Below are 14,977 nucleotides of genomic sequence, written 5' to 3' on the forward strand. Positions count from 1 at the left end.
CCATTTCCAAACACCCCCACAAGGAACCGCATGAAAACCGCCCACGACCTGGTCACCGCTGCAAAAACCCGTGTCCAGGAAATCCCAGTGGACCAGGCCGAGCAGGCCATCCGCGAAGCCGACGTGCTGATCGACGTGCGCGAGGCCGACGAATACCAGGCAGGACACCTGCCCGGCGCCATCCATGCGTCGCGCGGCCTGCTGGAGTTCAAGCTCAGCAGTACACCGGCACTGACGTCGCGCGACCTGAAGGTGGTTGTGTATTGCAAAACCAGTGGCCGCGCCGCGCTGGCCGCGTGTGCCATGCAGGACATGGGCTATCTGCAGGTGCAGTCGATTGCCGGTGGTTTTGATGCCTGGGTGGCCGCCGGCAAGCCTGTGGTCAAACCCGTGACGCCTTCGTTCGAGTAACCAGGTGAAGCGGCTTGCGGGCCGCTCTGCCTTTTCGCAAAGCAGTCCGCTCAAGGGCTGCAAAGTCCCAAAGCAAAGGAAAAATCATGAAAATCAACGTTGGAACCATTGATCGTGTCTTGCGCATCGTGGCCGGACTGGTACTGATCGCACTGGCTGCCACCGGCACCGTGGGCTGGTGGGGCTGGCTGGGCGTGGTGCCTTTGGCCACCGGCCTGTTCCGCTTTTGCCCCGCCTACACGCTGCTGGGCATCAACACCTGCCCCCTGAAGCGATAACTGACGCAGCCCTGGCCGCGCGAGAGCGGCGGATGGGGCCGCGCCAGCCAGCGGCCCCGAAAGTGATTTTTTCGACCCGCCTGTTTTGACTCCCTATTTCATGGAATTTCAGTCATGAGTACCTTTGACCATGCAGGTCTGATACACAACATCAATGAAAGCCTGGCCACCTTCCGCAAGGCCCAGCCTGACGCCATGCGCGGGTTTGCCCAACTCGCCCAGGCCTCCATGGCCGAGGGCGCGATCAGCGCCAAGCACAAAGAGCTGATCGCCCTGGCCATTGGCGTAAGCCAGCACTGCTCGGGGTGCATCGGCTTTCACGTCAAGGCACTGCTGAAACTGGGCGCCACACGCGCCGAACTCGAAGAGATGCTGGCCGTGAGCGTCTACATGGGCGGCGGGCCATCGTTGATGTACGCCGCCGAAGCCCTCAAGGCCTGGGACACCATGGCCGAAGCCCACACCGCCTGAGCTCAAGCCCAAACTGCCTATTCAAAGGGCAAAGGCACGTTTTTGCGGATTTATACAAAAATAGCTGCTAGCGCTTATGGATAAAGGGCAAGCAGCTATTTTTTTAATAGCAACTATCCATCGCACTCACCCTTCTGTGCGCATGCGGTACACCGGGCTCAGGCGCACGCCCCCTGAGGTTGCGACAGCGCCTGCAGGTCATCTGCCTCGGTGGTAGTAATGCGGTGGCCGCTCAGGCCCAGTTTGGCCAGCAGTTGCACATCGGCTTCCACATCGGGGTTGCCGGTCACCAGCAATTTATCGCCATAAAAAATCGAGTTGGCCCCGGCCATGAAGCACAGCGCCTGCACCGCATCACCCAACTGCTGGCGGCCTGCCGACAGGCGCACGCGGGCCTTGGGCATGGTGATGCGGGCCACCGCGATCACGCGCACAAAGTCCAGCGGATCGACCGGTTCGCTGTCGGCCAGCGGGGTGCCGGGCACGCGCACCAGGCTGTTGATGGGCACCGATTCCGGGTAGGGCTGCAGGTTGGCCAGCTGGGCGATCAGGCCCGCGCGGTGCACGGGCGCCTCGCCCATGCCAACAATGCCTCCGCAGCACACGCTGATGCCTGCGCTGCGCACATGCTGCAGGGTGTTCAATCGGTCCTGGTAGGCGCGGGTGCTGACCACGTCGGTGTAGTACTCGGGGGCGGTATCGAGGTTGTGGTTGTAATAGTCGAGCCCCGCATCCTTGAGCGCCTGCGCCTGGTGCGATTCGAGCATGCCCAACGTGGCGCAGGTCTGCAGGCCCAGGCCTTTCACGGCGCCAATCAGGGCGCTGACCTTTTCGATGTCACGGTCCTTGGGGGCGCGCCAGGCGGCGCCCATGCAAAAGCGGGTGGCGCCGGCGTCTTTGGCGGCTTGCGCAGCGCGCACCACTTCGTCCACTTCCATCAGCTTCTCGGCCTTCACGCCGGTGTCGAACTCGGCAGACTGCGGGCAGTAGCCACAATTTTCGGGGCAGCCGCCGGTTTTGACCGACAGCAGCGTGGCCAGCTCGATATCGCCCGCGGGCCAGTGCTGGCGGTGCACGGTCTGCGCCTCGAACAGCAAGTCCAGAAAGGGCTTGTCGAGCAGCGCCTGAATGGCATCAACCGTCCACGGGCCCTGGGCCGCAGAGGGCGCCACGCGGCGATGCATTTGCAGGGGCTGGCTGGAGGATGGGGTGGCGGTAGAGGACATGAAGGGCCTTTGAGGTGGGGGGCAGCGAGTGCGTAACGGGGAAAAAAAAGCCCCATTGCGAGCATTCGATGCGGTTTATATCAGGTGAAACAGACCAATTCCCGACCGCACCGCACGAAGGCGATGCGCAGGAGCGGTGTTTTCATGGTGGTTAAAAAGGCTGCGGATCGCGCCTTACAAGTGCCACCACATCATTTTGACGGGGGTAAACGGTGCTACGTGGGTTGGATGGGTTGGGTGGGTGGAGTGAATCCCAACGCCTTCAACTCTTCATCACTCAATTCCAGCTCCGTCAATTCGGGCTGGCGGGCCTCAATGGTGCGGCGCTGCTCAAAACTCGTCGGCGGGCCTTGCTCTTGCTGCCTTCTGTCTTGACCGCTGCGCCGGTCTGTTTCGTGTCGTCGTTCCATTTTTCCTGTCCGTCCAAAGGGATTTCACAGAGCCAGCATTGATGTGCCGAAAGGTTTGCTTCAGCCGCGTGATTTGTGGGCACCACAATGCGACCTGGCGCCGTGTTCAGCAGGGCCAACGCCTCAGCCGAGCGCGGCGATCACATCCGGGGGCGCTTGCACCAGCTCGATCAGCACGCCCTCGCCCGCAATCGGGAACTCGTCGTTGCTCTTGGGGTGCAGAAAGCAGATGTCAAAACCCGCCGCGCCCTTGCGGATGCCACCGGGCGCAAAGCGCACGCCCTGCGCGGTGAGCCACTCGACGGCGGCGGCCAGGTCGTCGATCCACAGGCCGATGTGGTTGAGCGGCGTGGTGTGCACCGCAGGCTTTTTATCGATGTCCAGTGGCTGCATGATGTCCACCTCGACCTTGAAGGCGCCCTGCCCCATGGCCAGGATGTCTTCATCGACGTTCTCGCGTTCGCTTTTGAAAGTGCCGGTCTGTTCCAGGCCCAGCATGTCCACCCACAGGGCTTTCATGCGCTGTTTGTTGGTGCCGCCAATGGCCACCTGCTGGATGCCCAGCACCCTGAAAGGGCGTTGCACGGTGTTGTTTGTCATGGAAATTCTCCAGTGGCTGAAGCGTTTTTACTTCTATTTCAATAGCTACTCGCGCTTACTGCATAAGCGCTAGAGGCCAAAAACACTCATAAAAAAGGGGGCAAGCCCCCTCGGGTTGGATTTCGGCAGGGATCACTGGAATTCCAGGATCACCTGATCCACCGCCAGCGATTCGCCCTTGCCCGCCACGATCTTGCCCACCACGCCGTCTTGCGCAGCAAAGAGGATGTTTTCCATCTTCATGGCCTCGATCACGGCCAGCTTTTCACCCGCCTGCACCTTCTGGCCGGGCTGCACCGCTACATCGACCAGCAGGCCGGGCATGGGCGACAGCAAAAACCTGGAAAGGTCTGGTGGTGCCTTGAACGGCATCAGCTTGTGCAGCCGTGCGCCCAGCGGCGACAGCACCAGCGCGTCGATCTGCGTGCCGTTGTGCGCAATGCGCAGCGCCAGCGGGTTCTTGCCCACACCGCGCTCGACCTGGGCCGTGAAGCCCTGGCCATTGCAAGCGCCCTGCACGCGAATCTGCCCCAGCGTGGCCGTGCTACTGATCTGATAGTTTTTGCCGCCCACCGATACTGCGCTGGAGAGCGATTTGCCATCTATTTCGAAGTCCGTCACCGTGACTTCGTGCTGCTGGTTCTGGCCTTCGGCGCCAAGGACGATCACCACAAACTCTTCACCCACCTTCACCTCGTGCCCGGCCAGCTGGCCGCTGATGCCCGAGGCGCGGGCGCGGTAACGGCGGTTCATGTAGGCGGCCAGCGCCACCAGGAACAGCGGATCGTCGTGCGGCACGTCTTCGGCCGCAAAACCCTTGCTGTAGTTTTCGGCAATAAAACCGGTATTGAAATCGCCCGTCACAAAACGGGGGTGCGCCAGCAGCGCGGCCTGGAACGGGATGTTGCTGCTGATGCCGCGAATCACAAAGCCGTTGAGCGCGGCACGCATCTTGGTGATGGCGTCGTTGCGGTCGGTGCCGTGCACGATGAGCTTGGCGATCATCGAGTCGTAATACATGGGGATCTCGCCGCCCTCGTACACACCCGTGTCCACGCGCACGCCCAGCTTCTTGCTGGTGTCCGACTGGAACATGGATTCCTCCGGCGGCTGAAAGCGCACCAACCGGCCCGTGGACGGCAAAAAGTTGCGAAAAGGGTCTTCGGCATTGATGCGGCACTCGATGGCCCAGCCGTCGCGCTTCACATCGGCTTGCGTAAGCGGCAGCGCCTCGCCCGCCGCCACGCGGATCATCAGCTCCACCAGGTCCAGGCCTGTGATGCATTCGGTCACCGGGTGTTCCACCTGCAGGCGCGTGTTCATCTCCAGAAAGTAAAAGTCCTGGTCCTTGCCGACCACAAACTCCACCGTGCCAGCGCTCTGATACTTCACGGCCTTGGCCAGCTGCACGGCCTGCTCGCCCATGGCCTTGCGGGTGGCATCAGAGATGAAGGGCGATGGCGCCTCTTCGATCACCTTCTGGTGGCGGCGCTGGATAGAGCATTCGCGCTCGTTCAGATAGATCACGTTGCCGTGGCTGTCGCCCAGTACCTGGATCTCGATGTGGCGCGGCTCCTGCACGAATTTTTCGATGAAGATGCGGTCATCGCCAAAGCTGTTGCGGGCTTCGTTTTGGCAACTGGCAAAGCCTTCAAACGCTTCCTTGTCGTTGTAGGCCACGCGCAGGCCCTTGCCACCACCGCCGGCCGAGGCCTTGATCATCACGGGGTAGCCAATGCCCTTGGCAATTTCCACTGCCTGCTCGGGGCCGGCAATCGCGTCGTTGTAGCCAGGAATCGTGTTGACCTTGGCCTCGTTGGCCAGCTTCTTCGATGCGATCTTGTCGCCCATGGCCGCAATCGAATGCGCCTTGGGGCCGATGAAGGCAATGCCTTCGTCTTCGCAGCGCTTGGCAAAGGCTTCGTTTTCAGAGAGGAAGCCATAGCCTGGGTGCACGGCCTGTGCGCCCGTCTGCTTGCAGGCGGCAATGATCTTGTCGGCCAGCAGGTACGACTCGCGGCTGGGCGCGGCGCCAATGTGCACGGCCTCATCGGCCAGCTTGACGTGGCGGGCTTCCTTGTCGGCGTCGGAGTAGACGGCGACGGTGGCGATGCCCATCTTCTTTGCCGTTGCAATCACTCGGCACGCGATTTCGCCACGATTGGCGATCAGGATTTTTGTGAACATTTTTAGCCTCAAATCTTTCCGCATTTCATACAACGAGTCCCGGTATGCGCACCATGCCGAGAACAGTTACCTGACGCTTGATTGGGTGCGTTTGCCACACAGATCTCCGCGTGCAAGCGCACTTCCTTTAGTGCGAGTTCGAGAGATTCAGCGTCTTTGAAGAACGCATTACCCAGCAAGATGTCTTTCAGGCGGTCTGTGAAATTTTCCAGATCGTCATACTTCTGTTGATCAGCTGGCCCAGTAATTTCCGCGTACTGATCAAAGAGCTTTTGCAGGTCCACGCGTACTGGATTCATGGATGCACTCACAGCGGAATGTTCCCGTGCTTGCGCCATGGGTTTTCCAACTTCTTGTCGCGCAGCATCACCAGCGACCGGCAGATCCGCTTGCGTGTCTCGTGCGGCAGGATCACGTCGTCGATAAAGCCACGGGCACCTGCCACAAACGGGTTGGCGAAACGCTCTTTGTATTCGGCCTCGCGGGCGGCGAGCTTGACGGGGTCGTTCTTGTCTTCGCGGAAGATGATTTCCACCGCGCCCTTGGCGCCCATCACGGCGATTTCGGCGTTGGGCCAGGCCAGGTTCACGTCGCCGCGCAGGTGCTTGGAGCTCATCACGTCGTACGCGCCGCCGTAAGCCTTGCGGGTGATGACGGTGATCTTGGGCACGGTGCACTCGGCGTATGCGTAGAGCAGCTTGGCGCCGTGCTTGATGATGCCGCCGTACTCTTGAGAAGTACCTGGCATGAAGCCGGGCACGTCCACAAACGTGACCACCGGGATGTTGAACGCATCGCAAAAGCGCACAAAACGCGCGGCCTTGATGCTCGACTTGATGTCCAGGCAGCCCGCCAGCACCAGCGGCTGGTTGGCGACGATGCCCACGGTCTGGCCTTCCATGCGGGCAAAGCCGATGAGGATGTTCTTGGCGTATTCGGGCTGCAGCTCAAAAAAGTCGCCATCGTCCACCGTCTTGAGGATCAGCTCCTTCATGTCGTAGGGCTTGTTGGCGTTGTCGGGCACCAGGGTGTCGAGCGACAGGTCGGCGCGGTCGGCCGGGTCGTTGCTTGGGCGCACGGGCGCTTTTTCGCGGTTGTTCAGCGGCAGGTAGTTGTACAGGCGGCGCAGCATCATCAGCGCCTCCACGTCGTTTTCGAACGCCAGGTCCGCCACGCCGCTCTTGGTGGTGTGGGTGATGGCGCCGCCCAGTTCCTCGGCGGTCACCTCTTCATGCGTCACGGTTTTGACCACTTCGGGGCCGGTGACGAACATGTAGCTCGAATCCTTGACCATGAAGATGAAGTCGGTCATGGCGGGCGAATACACGGCGCCACCGGCGCTCGGGCCCATGATCATGCTGATCTGCGGAATCACGCCGCTGGCCAGCACGTTTTTCTGGAACACGTCGGCATAGCCACCCAGGCTGGCCACGCCCTCCTGGATGCGCGCGCCGCCCGAGTCGTTGAGGCCGATGACGGGTGCGCCCACCTTCATGGCTTGGTCCATCACCTTGCAGATTTTCTCGGCATGGGTTTCAGACAGCGCACCGCCAAACACGGTGAAGTCCTGGCTGAACACAAACACCAAGCGGCCGTTGATCATGCCGTAGCCCGTAACCACACCATCGCCGGGGATCTTGTTGGCTTCCATGCCAAAGTCGGTGCAGCGGTGCTCGACGAACATGTCCCATTCCTCGAACGTGCCGTCGTCCAGCAGCAGCTCAATGCGCTCGCGCGCCGTGAGCTTGCCCTTGGCGTGCTGCGCGTCAATGCGCTTTTGCCCGCCGCCCAGTCGTGCCAGCGCACGCTTTTTCTCCAGTTGATCCAGGATGTCTTGCATGGTCGTCCTTTGGTGAATTCGGTTTATTGCTTACTATCTATTTGATAGCTGCTTGCGCTTGATGGGCGTGCGCTAGCAGCAGATTTCTTGCCGCAGTGGATGCCGCGATGCGCCCCGCCGCCACATCGGCCTGCATCTGGGGGAGCAGCTGTACGACCCGGGGGTGCTGGCGAAATGCGAGCTTGAGGCCCGCGTCGATTCGCTCCCACATCCAGGCCAGCGCCTGCTTCTCGCGCCGCGTGGCCAGGCGGCCGTTGGCGGTTTGCAACTGCCGAAACTGCGTGACCGCGGCCCAGAAGCTGTCCACGCCCTGCCCCAGCAATGCGCTGATCTGCACCACCTTGGGGTGCCACAGGGCTTCGTTGTGGTGGGCGTTTTCAGGGTTGCCGTGCTGGCTCAGGATGCGCAGACTGGATGTGATCTGCGCCTCGGCGCGCGTGGCGGCGTTCTTGTCGAGGTCGGCCTTGTTGATGACCACCAGATCGGCGATCTCCATCACACCTTTCTTGATGGCCTGCAGGTCGTCACCCGCATTGGGAAGCTGCAGCAGCACGAACATGTCCGTCATGCCATTGACGGCAATTTCGCTCTGGCCCACACCCACGGTTTCGACAATCACCACGTCGTAGCCCGCCGCTTCGCAGACCAGCATGGCCTCGCGCGTTTTCTCTGCCACGCCGCCCAGCGTGCCGCTGCTCGGGCTCGGGCGGATGTAGGCTTTTTCGTGCACGGACAGGTGCTCCATGCGCGTCTTGTCGCCCAGGATGGAGCCACCCGAAACCGTGCTGGATGGGTCGATGGTGAGCACGGCCACGCGGTGGCCCTGAGCGATGAGATACAGGCCCAGCGCCTCGATAAAGGTGGACTTGCCCACGCCGGGCACGCCGCTGATGCCCAGACGAAACGATTTGCCGGTGTGGGGCAACAGCGCTGTGAGCAGTTCGTCGCCCTGCGCGCGGTGATCGGCGCGGGTCGATTCGAGCAGCGTGATGGCTTTGGACATGGCACGGCGCTGCACGGCAGCATTGCCATGCAACATGCCCTCCAGCAACGCGCCTGGGTTCACGCCACTGCCTTGCGAATCTGCTCCAGCACGTCCTTGGCGCTGGCGGGAATGGGGGTGCCGGGGCCGTAGATGCCCTTCACGCCTGCTTCGTACAGGTGCTCGTAGTCCTGCGCGGGGATCACGCCGCCGACGAACACAATGATGTCGTCGGCGCCCTGGTCCTTGAGCGACTGGATGATGGCGGGCACCAGCGTCTTGTGGCCGGCGGCCAGCGTGCTCACGCCGACGGCGTGCACGTCGTTTTCAATCGCCTGGCGCGCGCATTCTTCGGGGGTCTGGAACAGCGGGCCCATGTCCACGTCAAACCCTAAGTCGGCAAACGCGGTGGCCACCACCTTGGCGCCACGGTCGTGGCCGTCCTGGCCCAGTTTGGCAATCATCACGCGCGGGCGGCGGCCCTGGGTTTCGGCGAATTCGTTGATTTCGGCTTTGAGTTTGTCCCAGCCTTCGGCCGAGTCATAAGCAGCAGCGTACACACCGGTCACCTTTTGCGTATCGGCGCGGTGGCGCCCGTAAACCTTTTCCAGCGCATCGCTCACCTCGCCCACGGTGGCGCGCAGGCGCATGGCCTCGATGGACAGCTCCAGCAGGTTGCCGCTGCCGTCTTCCGCTGCAGAAGTGAGAGCATCCAGCGCTTGCTGCACCTTGGCTGCATCCCGATTTGCCTTGATTTTTTCCAGACGGGCAATCTGACCGTCGCGCACCATCACGTTATCGATCTGCAGGATGTCGACCGGGTCTTCCTTGGCCAGTTTGTATTTGTTCACGCCCACGATCACGTCCTTGCCGCTGTCGATGCGCGCCTGCTTTTCAGCGGCGGCGGCTTCGATCTTGAGCTTGGCCCAGCCGCTGTCCACGGCCTGCGTCATGCCGCCCATGGCTTCGACTTCTTCGATGATTTTCCAGGCGGCATCCATCATGTCTTGCGTCAGCTTTTCCATCATGTAGCTGCCGGCCCAGGGGTCCACCACATTGGTGATGTGGGTTTCTTCCTGAATGATGAGCTGCGTGTTGCGGGCGATGCGCGATGAAAATTCGGTGGGCAGCGCAATGGCTTCGTCGAGCGCGTTGGTGTGCAGGCTCTGGGTGCCGCCAAACACCGCCGCCATGGCCTCGATGGTGGTGCGCACGATGTTGTTGTAGGGGTCTTGCTCGGTCAGGCTCCAGCCGCTGGTCTGGCAGTGGGTGCGCAGCATCAGGCTCTTGGGGTTCTTGGCGCCGGTTTCCTTCATGATGCGGCACCACAGCAGGCGCGCAGCGCGCATCTTGGCCACTTCGAGGTAGAAGTTCATGCCGATCGCCCAGAAGAAAGAGAGGCGCCCGGCGAAGTCGTCCACGTCCAGGCCCGAGGCGATGGCGGTCTTCACATACTCCTTGCCATCGGCCAGCGTGAAAGCGAGTTCCAGCGCTTGGTTGGCCCCGGCTTCCTGCATGTGGTAACCCGAGATCGAGATCGAGTTGAACTTGGGCATGTTCTTGGCCGTGTAGCCAATGATGTCGCCGATGATGCGCATCGAGGGCTTGGGCGGGTAGATGTAGGTGTTGCGCACCATGAACTCTTTCAGAATGTCGTTCTGAATGGTTCCGCTGAGCTTGTCCTGGCTCACGCCCTGCTCTTCTGCCGCCACCACGTAGCCCGCCAGCACAGGCAGCACGGCACCGTTCATGGTCATCGACACGCTCACCTTGTCGAGCGGGATCTGGTCGAACAGGATCTTCATGTCCTCCACGCTGTCGATGGCCACGCCGGCTTTGCCCACGTCGCCGGTCACACGCGGATGGTCGCTGTCGTAGCCGCGGTGCGTGGCCAGGTCAAACGCCACACTCACGCCCTGCCCGCCTGCGGCCAGCGCCTTGCGGTAAAAAGCATTGGATTCTTCGGCCGTCGAAAAACCCGCGTATTGGCGAATCGTCCAGGGCCGCACGGCGTACATGGTGGCCTGGGGGCCGCGCAGGTAGGGCTCGAAACCCGGCAGCGTGTTGGCGTACGGCAGGCTGGCGGTGTCTTCGGCGGTGTACAGCGGCTTGACGGTGATGCCATCGGGCGTGACCCAGTTCAGGGCGTTCACATCGCCACCGGGGGCCGACTTGGCGGCCGCCTTGGTCCACGCCTCTAGCGAAGCGGCAGCGAACTCGGGGGCGTTGTTGTGGGGTTTGTCACTCATGGCGAAAGCTTCTCCGAAGATGGCGTGGGTGCGTAAAACGGCGCAAGGGCTGGTCCCGATGTGGCGGCGAGTTTACATCATTCATAATTATTGATTCAAAATATTCCAGCCAGCTTACAATCCGGGCCATGTCTGCCGTCACCCTCACTCCCCGCGCGCTTTACGAAGAAGTTGCCGAGCAATTGCGCCAACGCATCTTCCGCCGCGAGCTGCAGCCCGGCAGCTGGATTGACGAGCTCAAGATCGCCGAAGAGTTTGGCATCAGCCGCACCCCCCTGCGCGAGGCGCTGAAGGTGCTGGCCGCCGAGGGACTGGTCACGATGAAGGTGCGCCGTGGCGCCTACGTGACCGAAATGAGCGAAAAAGACCTGCGCGACGTGTACCACCTGCTCAGCCTGCTGGAGAGCGATGCCGCTGGCGTGGTGGCCACCACCGCCACCCCGGCGCAACTGAAAGAATTGCAGGATCTGCATGCCGAGCTGGAGGCCGCAGCCGACGAGCGCGACCGCTTTTTTGCCGTGAACGAGCGCTTTCACATGCTGCTTTTGGAGCTGGCCAACAACCGCTGGCGCAGCCAGATGGTGGCTGACCTGCGCAAGGTGATGAAGCTCAACCGCCACAACTCGCTGCTCAAGCAGGGGCGCATCGAGGATTCACTGAACGAGCACCGTGCCATTTTGGCCGCCATGGTGGCGCGCGATGCCAGCGCCACGGCCCGCGCCATGCAAGCGCACTTTGCGCAGGGGCTCGAAGCGGCGGCCTGAACCGCCTGCGCGGCACACCACATAAGCAGGCGCGAAGAACGCCGCGCCGGCCCTGCTCAGCGCATCTGAAACAACTCCTGGTGGAAGCGTCCCTGTGGCAAGCCCATGGCGATGAGGTCTTTTTTCAGCGACTGGCCAAACGGTGCAGGCCCGCAAAACCAGATGTCTGCATCTTGCCAGTCGGGCACCTGCCCGGTCAGGCGTGCCGCATTCAACAGGCCGTCGCGCTGGGTCCAGAGCACATGCAGCCGCACCCCGGCCGCCTCGGCGTCGCGGGTCATCAGGCCAATGGCGTGCTCGTCATACACCGCCGTGGGGTGAAACAGGTCGATGGTCTTGCCATCCGAGGCCGCAGCCAGCGCTTTCATGCGTGCAATGAACGGCGTGATGCCAATGCCAGCCCCCACCCAAATCTGGCGCTTTTGTGGGCCCTGAAAATTGAACTGTCCGTACGGGCCCTCCAGCTTGACCACGTCGCCGATGCGCACGCGCTCGCTCAGCGTACCGGTGTAGTCGCCCAGTGCCTTGATGATGAAGGTGATGCGCCCTTCGCCCGTCCAGGCCGACGAGATGGTGTAAGGGTGCGGGCCCTCTTCTGCATGCAGGGTGACAAACGCGAACTGGCCCGAATGGTGCCCGGCCCAACGGCCCTTGCACTGGATGTCCACCTCGATCACGTTCAGCGACTCATGGCGCCGAATACCCACCACCTCGCCCACCACCTGCCGGCCCACGGCCACGCGCCGAAAAAGCACCATCAACGCCGCCACCGTGCCCGCCGCCATCAGCAAACCCATCACCGGCCCCAGCACGCCAGTCCAGTAATCAAACTTCAGCAAGACCACCGAGTGCCACACCAGCGCCAGATAGGCCACCGACAGCAGCTGATGCGTCTTGAAGAAATGCCGGTAAGGAAACGACTTCACCAGCGCCAGCACCATCAGCAACACGGCGGCATAAAAGGCCCATTCGCCGATGCTCTCGGCCAGGCCACGCTGGCTTGAAAAGAACTGCTGTATCGGCGCATCCAGCAAGGCCGGGCGCGGACCGCGCACCGGGCGCTGCAGCCAGCCCCAGCCCACCATCCACTTGGTGCCCTGGGCCAGCAGCCAGTGCGCTATGGAGATCACCAGACCCGAGATGCCCAGCCATTTGTGCAGGCGGTACATCTTGTCCAGGCCGCCGAGATAGGGCTCGAACACCACCGGGCGCACCGCCAGCACCATGGCTGCGCTCATGACACCAATGCCCAGCACCCCGCTGTATTGCATCAGCACTGCCCGCCAGGCAAAGAAATTGGCGGGTGAAGACCAGACCGCCAGGTCGGCCACAAGCCACAACCCCGTCAGAATGAAAAGATAGAACCAGAAAAATCGTTGGATGTTGCGCATAAAGCTCCCCCCCTGAATGTGCCCTGCACTTTATGCGCTGCGTGTGAAGCGGTATTGATACAAACGTGTCTGTCACGTAAATGCCGGCGCTGAACGGGGCCGTGCCTCGCACGGTTGCAGCATCGGTCATTGACCGTCGTCATGCGCGTATGCATGGTTGCGCGGTGTCCGCAGATGTGTCGGTATGATCCTCCGGGTTTTCCCGCAGAACCGGCCCCCATGCGGCATGTTCTCGATTCAGCACACCTCTCGATGACCTCCTTCGCACCCGACCTTGCCAGCGTCGAAACGCTGCCCCAGCTCCTCGCCTACCGTGTTGCCCACACCCCCGACGCACAGGCCTACCGTGCATTTGATCCCGCCACGCATGACTGGGTCCACCTGACCTGGAAGCAAGCCGCACAGCGTGTGGCGCAATGGGCGCAAGCCATGGTTGCCACGCAGCTGCCCACTGCCGCCCGCGTGGCCATCCTGCTGCCCAACGGCCTGAACGCCATGTGTGCAGACCAGTCCACGCTGGCCACAGGCTGCGTGCCGGTGCCCCTGCACGCCATCGACAACCCAGGCAGCATTGCCTACATCCTGGCCGACTGCGAAGCATCCATGCTCATCGTGGGCCAGGCCGAGCACTGGGAGAACATCCGGGCCGTAGGCACGGCGTTTCCGGCATTGCGCGCGGTGGTCATCATGGACGACGATGGCGAGGTCCACACCTGTTCCGCCACTGCCGACGGCCCGGCCGTTGGCACGCTGGCGCAATGGCTGGCCAGCGCGCCCCGCGCCGCTGAGCTGCCTGCCCCCACGCCACCCGGCCCCGAGGACCTGGCCGCCCTCGTCTATACCTCGGGCACCACCGGCAAGCCCAAGGGCGTGATGCTCACGCACCGCAACGTGGTCAGCGACGTGAAGGCGGTGCTTGAGCGCATCGCACCCACGGTGGACGACGTGTTTCTGTCGTTCCTGCCGCTGTCGCACACGTTTGAACGCACGGGTGGCTATTACCTGCCGATTGCTGCGGGCAGCTGCGTGGCCTATGCACGCTCGGTGCCGCTGCTGGCCGAAGACCTGAAAACGGTGCGCCCCACGGTACTGGTGTCGGTGCCCCGCATTTACGAACGGGTCCACGCCAAGCTGCTCGAAAAGCTCTCGCCCACGCCCTGGAAGATGCAGCTGTACGAAGCGGCGCAAAACAAAGGCTGGGCGCGCTTTTGTGTCGCCCAGGGCCTGCCAGCGCCCCAGGCCGACGACAACAAGGCCGCTGGCTGGATGGCCGCCCTGCCCTGGCCCCTGCTGCAAGCGCTGGTGGCCAAGCCACTGCTGGCGCAGTTTGGCGGCCGCGTGCGCGTGGCCGTGAGCGGTGGCGCCCCGCTGTCACCCACTATTGCCAAGTGCTTCCTGGGGCTGGGCTTGCAGTTGGTGCAAGGCTACGGCATGACCGAAACCGCACCCGTGGTGTCGGCCAATTCCCCAGAAGACAACGACCCCGCCTGCGTGGGCCGTGCCCTGCCCGGTGTGGAGGTGCGCATTGGCAACAACCGCGAGCTGCAGGTGCGTGGCCCGATCGTGATGAAGGGCTACTGGAATCGTCCCGAAGACACCGCCAAAATCCTGAGCCCCGACGGCTGGCTGGGCACGGGCGACCAGGCAGAAATCATCAACGGGCGCATCTACATCAGGGGCCGCATCAAGGAAATCATCGTCACCTCCACCGGCGAAAAGGTGCCTCCGGGTGATCTGGAACTGGCCGTGCTGGCCGACCCGGCGCTGGAGCAGGCGTTTGTAGTGGGCGAAAACCGGCCTTTTATTGCCTGCGTGGCGGTGATCAAGCCGGAAGAATGGCAGCGCCTGGCCGCCGACCTGGGCCTGAACCCGCAAGAGGCCACCAGCCTGCACCACCCCAGCGTACAACGCGCCGTGCTGGCGCGCATCGAAAAGAATACCGCCAGTTTCCCCCGCTACGCCGTGCCGCGCGCCGTGCACCTGACGCTGGAGCCCTGGACCATAGAAAACACCTTCATGACGCCCACGCTCAAACTCAAGCGCAACAACCTGATGCTGCACTTTGCACAGGCCATCGAGGGGATGTACCAGAAGTCTGCAGCACGCTGATCTGGCTCTTTAAATTTGATAGCTGCTTGCGCTTATGGATAAAAGGCTAGCGGCCAATT

14 protein-coding genes are annotated in these 14,977 nt (G+C 62.4%); 5 read left to right on the forward strand and 9 right to left on the reverse strand.

Annotated features, from left to right (window positions below; translation table 11 throughout):
* Window positions 1-30: 30 nt before the first annotated feature.
* The 3 genes from DTW89_RS01160 (at window position 31) to DTW89_RS01170 (ending at window position 1,160) form a co-directional block, all read left to right on the forward strand.
* Window positions 31-411, forward strand: a complete 381-nt coding sequence (locus tag DTW89_RS01160) for a rhodanese-like domain-containing protein (RefSeq protein WP_114654575.1) — start codon at window positions 31-33, stop codon at window positions 409-411.
* Between the two features lie 86 nt (window positions 412-497).
* A complete protein-coding gene (locus DTW89_RS01165) occupies window positions 498-689 on the forward strand; it encodes a YgaP family membrane protein (protein ID WP_024815136.1) in 192 nt (63 codons plus the stop codon).
* A 114-nt stretch (window positions 690-803) separates the two neighbouring features.
* Entirely contained in the window at window positions 804-1,160 is a 357-nt protein-coding gene (locus DTW89_RS01170; RefSeq protein WP_024815137.1) for a carboxymuconolactone decarboxylase family protein, read from the forward strand.
* Between the two features lie 158 nt (window positions 1,161-1,318).
* On the opposite strand, the gene bioB is transcribed toward DTW89_RS01170, so the two are convergent.
* From bioB to scpA, 8 genes are all read right to left on the reverse strand, one after another.
* Window positions 1,319-2,344: a biotin synthase BioB gene (gene bioB, locus DTW89_RS01175; protein ID WP_442858081.1), complete on the reverse strand. Its 1,026-nt coding sequence runs from the start codon at window positions 2,342-2,344 to the stop codon at window positions 1,319-1,321.
* A gap of 257 nt (window positions 2,345-2,601) precedes the next feature.
* A complete protein-coding gene (locus tag DTW89_RS01180) occupies window positions 2,602-2,796 on the reverse strand; it encodes a hypothetical protein (RefSeq protein WP_114654577.1) in 195 nt (64 codons plus the stop codon).
* A gap of 123 nt (window positions 2,797-2,919) precedes the next feature.
* Complete coding sequence (locus DTW89_RS01185) at window positions 2,920-3,396, reverse strand: VOC family protein (RefSeq protein ID WP_024815139.1); 477 nt, start codon at window positions 3,394-3,396, stop codon at window positions 2,920-2,922.
* 132 nt (window positions 3,397-3,528) lie between these two features.
* The gene (locus DTW89_RS01190) at window positions 3,529-5,583 is read right to left on the reverse strand and encodes an acetyl-CoA carboxylase biotin carboxylase subunit (protein ID WP_114654578.1); all 2,055 of its coding nucleotides are present in this window, start codon (window positions 5,581-5,583) and stop codon (window positions 3,529-3,531) included.
* Window positions 5,584-5,591: 8 nt separating this feature from the next.
* Entirely contained in the window at window positions 5,592-5,882 is a 291-nt protein-coding gene (locus DTW89_RS19225; protein WP_147277613.1) for a hypothetical protein, read from the reverse strand.
* 8 nt (window positions 5,883-5,890) lie between these two features.
* Window positions 5,891-7,423, reverse strand: a complete 1,533-nt coding sequence (locus tag DTW89_RS01195; RefSeq protein ID WP_024815142.1) for an acyl-CoA carboxylase subunit beta — start codon at window positions 7,421-7,423, stop codon at window positions 5,891-5,893.
* Window positions 7,424-7,460: 37 nt separating this feature from the next.
* Window positions 7,461-8,489: a methylmalonyl Co-A mutase-associated GTPase MeaB gene (gene meaB, locus DTW89_RS01200; RefSeq protein WP_024815143.1), complete on the reverse strand. Its 1,029-nt coding sequence runs from the start codon at window positions 8,487-8,489 to the stop codon at window positions 7,461-7,463.
* Window positions 8,486-10,654, reverse strand: a complete 2,169-nt coding sequence (gene scpA / locus DTW89_RS01205) for a methylmalonyl-CoA mutase (RefSeq protein ID WP_114654579.1) — start codon at window positions 10,652-10,654, stop codon at window positions 8,486-8,488. Before scpA ends, meaB begins: the two co-directional genes overlap by 4 nt.
* Before the next feature lie 128 nt (window positions 10,655-10,782).
* Here scpA and DTW89_RS01210 point away from each other — a divergent pair, with 128 nt between their 5' ends.
* Window positions 10,783-11,418, forward strand: a complete 636-nt coding sequence (locus DTW89_RS01210; RefSeq protein ID WP_114654580.1) for a GntR family transcriptional regulator — start codon at window positions 10,783-10,785, stop codon at window positions 11,416-11,418.
* 56 nt (window positions 11,419-11,474) lie between these two features.
* On the opposite strand, the gene DTW89_RS01215 is transcribed toward DTW89_RS01210, so the two are convergent.
* Window positions 11,475-12,809 (reverse strand): ferredoxin reductase family protein, encoded by a 1,335-nt coding sequence (locus DTW89_RS01215; RefSeq protein WP_114654581.1) that lies wholly within the window; start codon window positions 12,807-12,809, stop codon window positions 11,475-11,477.
* A gap of 252 nt (window positions 12,810-13,061) precedes the next feature.
* Between DTW89_RS01215 and DTW89_RS01220 the strand changes: the two genes are divergently transcribed.
* Entirely contained in the window at window positions 13,062-14,918 is a 1,857-nt protein-coding gene (locus tag DTW89_RS01220) for an AMP-dependent synthetase/ligase (protein WP_114654582.1), read from the forward strand.
* The last annotated feature ends 59 nt before the right edge of the window (window positions 14,919-14,977 follow it).

It is taken from the genome of Acidovorax sp. BoFeN1 (assembly GCF_003345135.1).
GTDB lineage: Bacteria > Pseudomonadota > Gammaproteobacteria > Burkholderiales > Burkholderiaceae_C > Acidovorax > Acidovorax defluvii.

Excerpts from the sequence above, each read along its gene's own strand:
- DTW89_RS01180 (WP_114654577.1), bottom strand. The coding sequence starts at position 2,796 with ATGGAACGACGACACGAAACAGACCGGCGCAGCGGTCAAGACAGAAGG.
- DTW89_RS01165 (WP_024815136.1), top strand. The coding sequence starts at position 498 with ATGAAAATCAACGTTGGAACCATTGATCGTGTCTTGCGCATCGTGGCC.
- bioB (WP_442858081.1), bottom strand. The coding sequence starts at position 2,344 with ATGCATCGCCGCGTGGCGCCCTCTGCGGCCCAGGGCCCGTGGACGGTT.
- DTW89_RS01170 (WP_024815137.1), top strand. The coding sequence starts at position 804 with ATGAGTACCTTTGACCATGCAGGTCTGATACACAACATCAATGAAAGC.
- DTW89_RS01185 (WP_024815139.1), bottom strand. The coding sequence starts at position 3,396 with ATGACAAACAACACCGTGCAACGCCCTTTCAGGGTGCTGGGCATCCAG.
- DTW89_RS19225 (WP_147277613.1), bottom strand. The coding sequence starts at position 5,882 with ATGAATCCAGTACGCGTGGACCTGCAAAAGCTCTTTGATCAGTACGCG.
- DTW89_RS01215 (WP_114654581.1), bottom strand. The coding sequence starts at position 12,809 with ATGCGCAACATCCAACGATTTTTCTGGTTCTATCTTTTCATTCTGACG.
- DTW89_RS01210 (WP_114654580.1), top strand. The coding sequence starts at position 10,783 with ATGTCTGCCGTCACCCTCACTCCCCGCGCGCTTTACGAAGAAGTTGCC.
- DTW89_RS01195 (WP_024815142.1), bottom strand. The coding sequence starts at position 7,423 with ATGCAAGACATCCTGGATCAACTGGAGAAAAAGCGTGCGCTGGCACGA.
- scpA (WP_114654579.1), bottom strand. The coding sequence starts at position 10,654 with ATGAGTGACAAACCCCACAACAACGCCCCCGAGTTCGCTGCCGCTTCG.
- DTW89_RS01220 (WP_114654582.1), top strand. The coding sequence starts at position 13,062 with ATGACCTCCTTCGCACCCGACCTTGCCAGCGTCGAAACGCTGCCCCAG.
- DTW89_RS01190 (WP_114654578.1), bottom strand. The coding sequence starts at position 5,583 with ATGTTCACAAAAATCCTGATCGCCAATCGTGGCGAAATCGCGTGCCGA.
- DTW89_RS01160 (WP_114654575.1), top strand. The coding sequence starts at position 31 with ATGAAAACCGCCCACGACCTGGTCACCGCTGCAAAAACCCGTGTCCAG.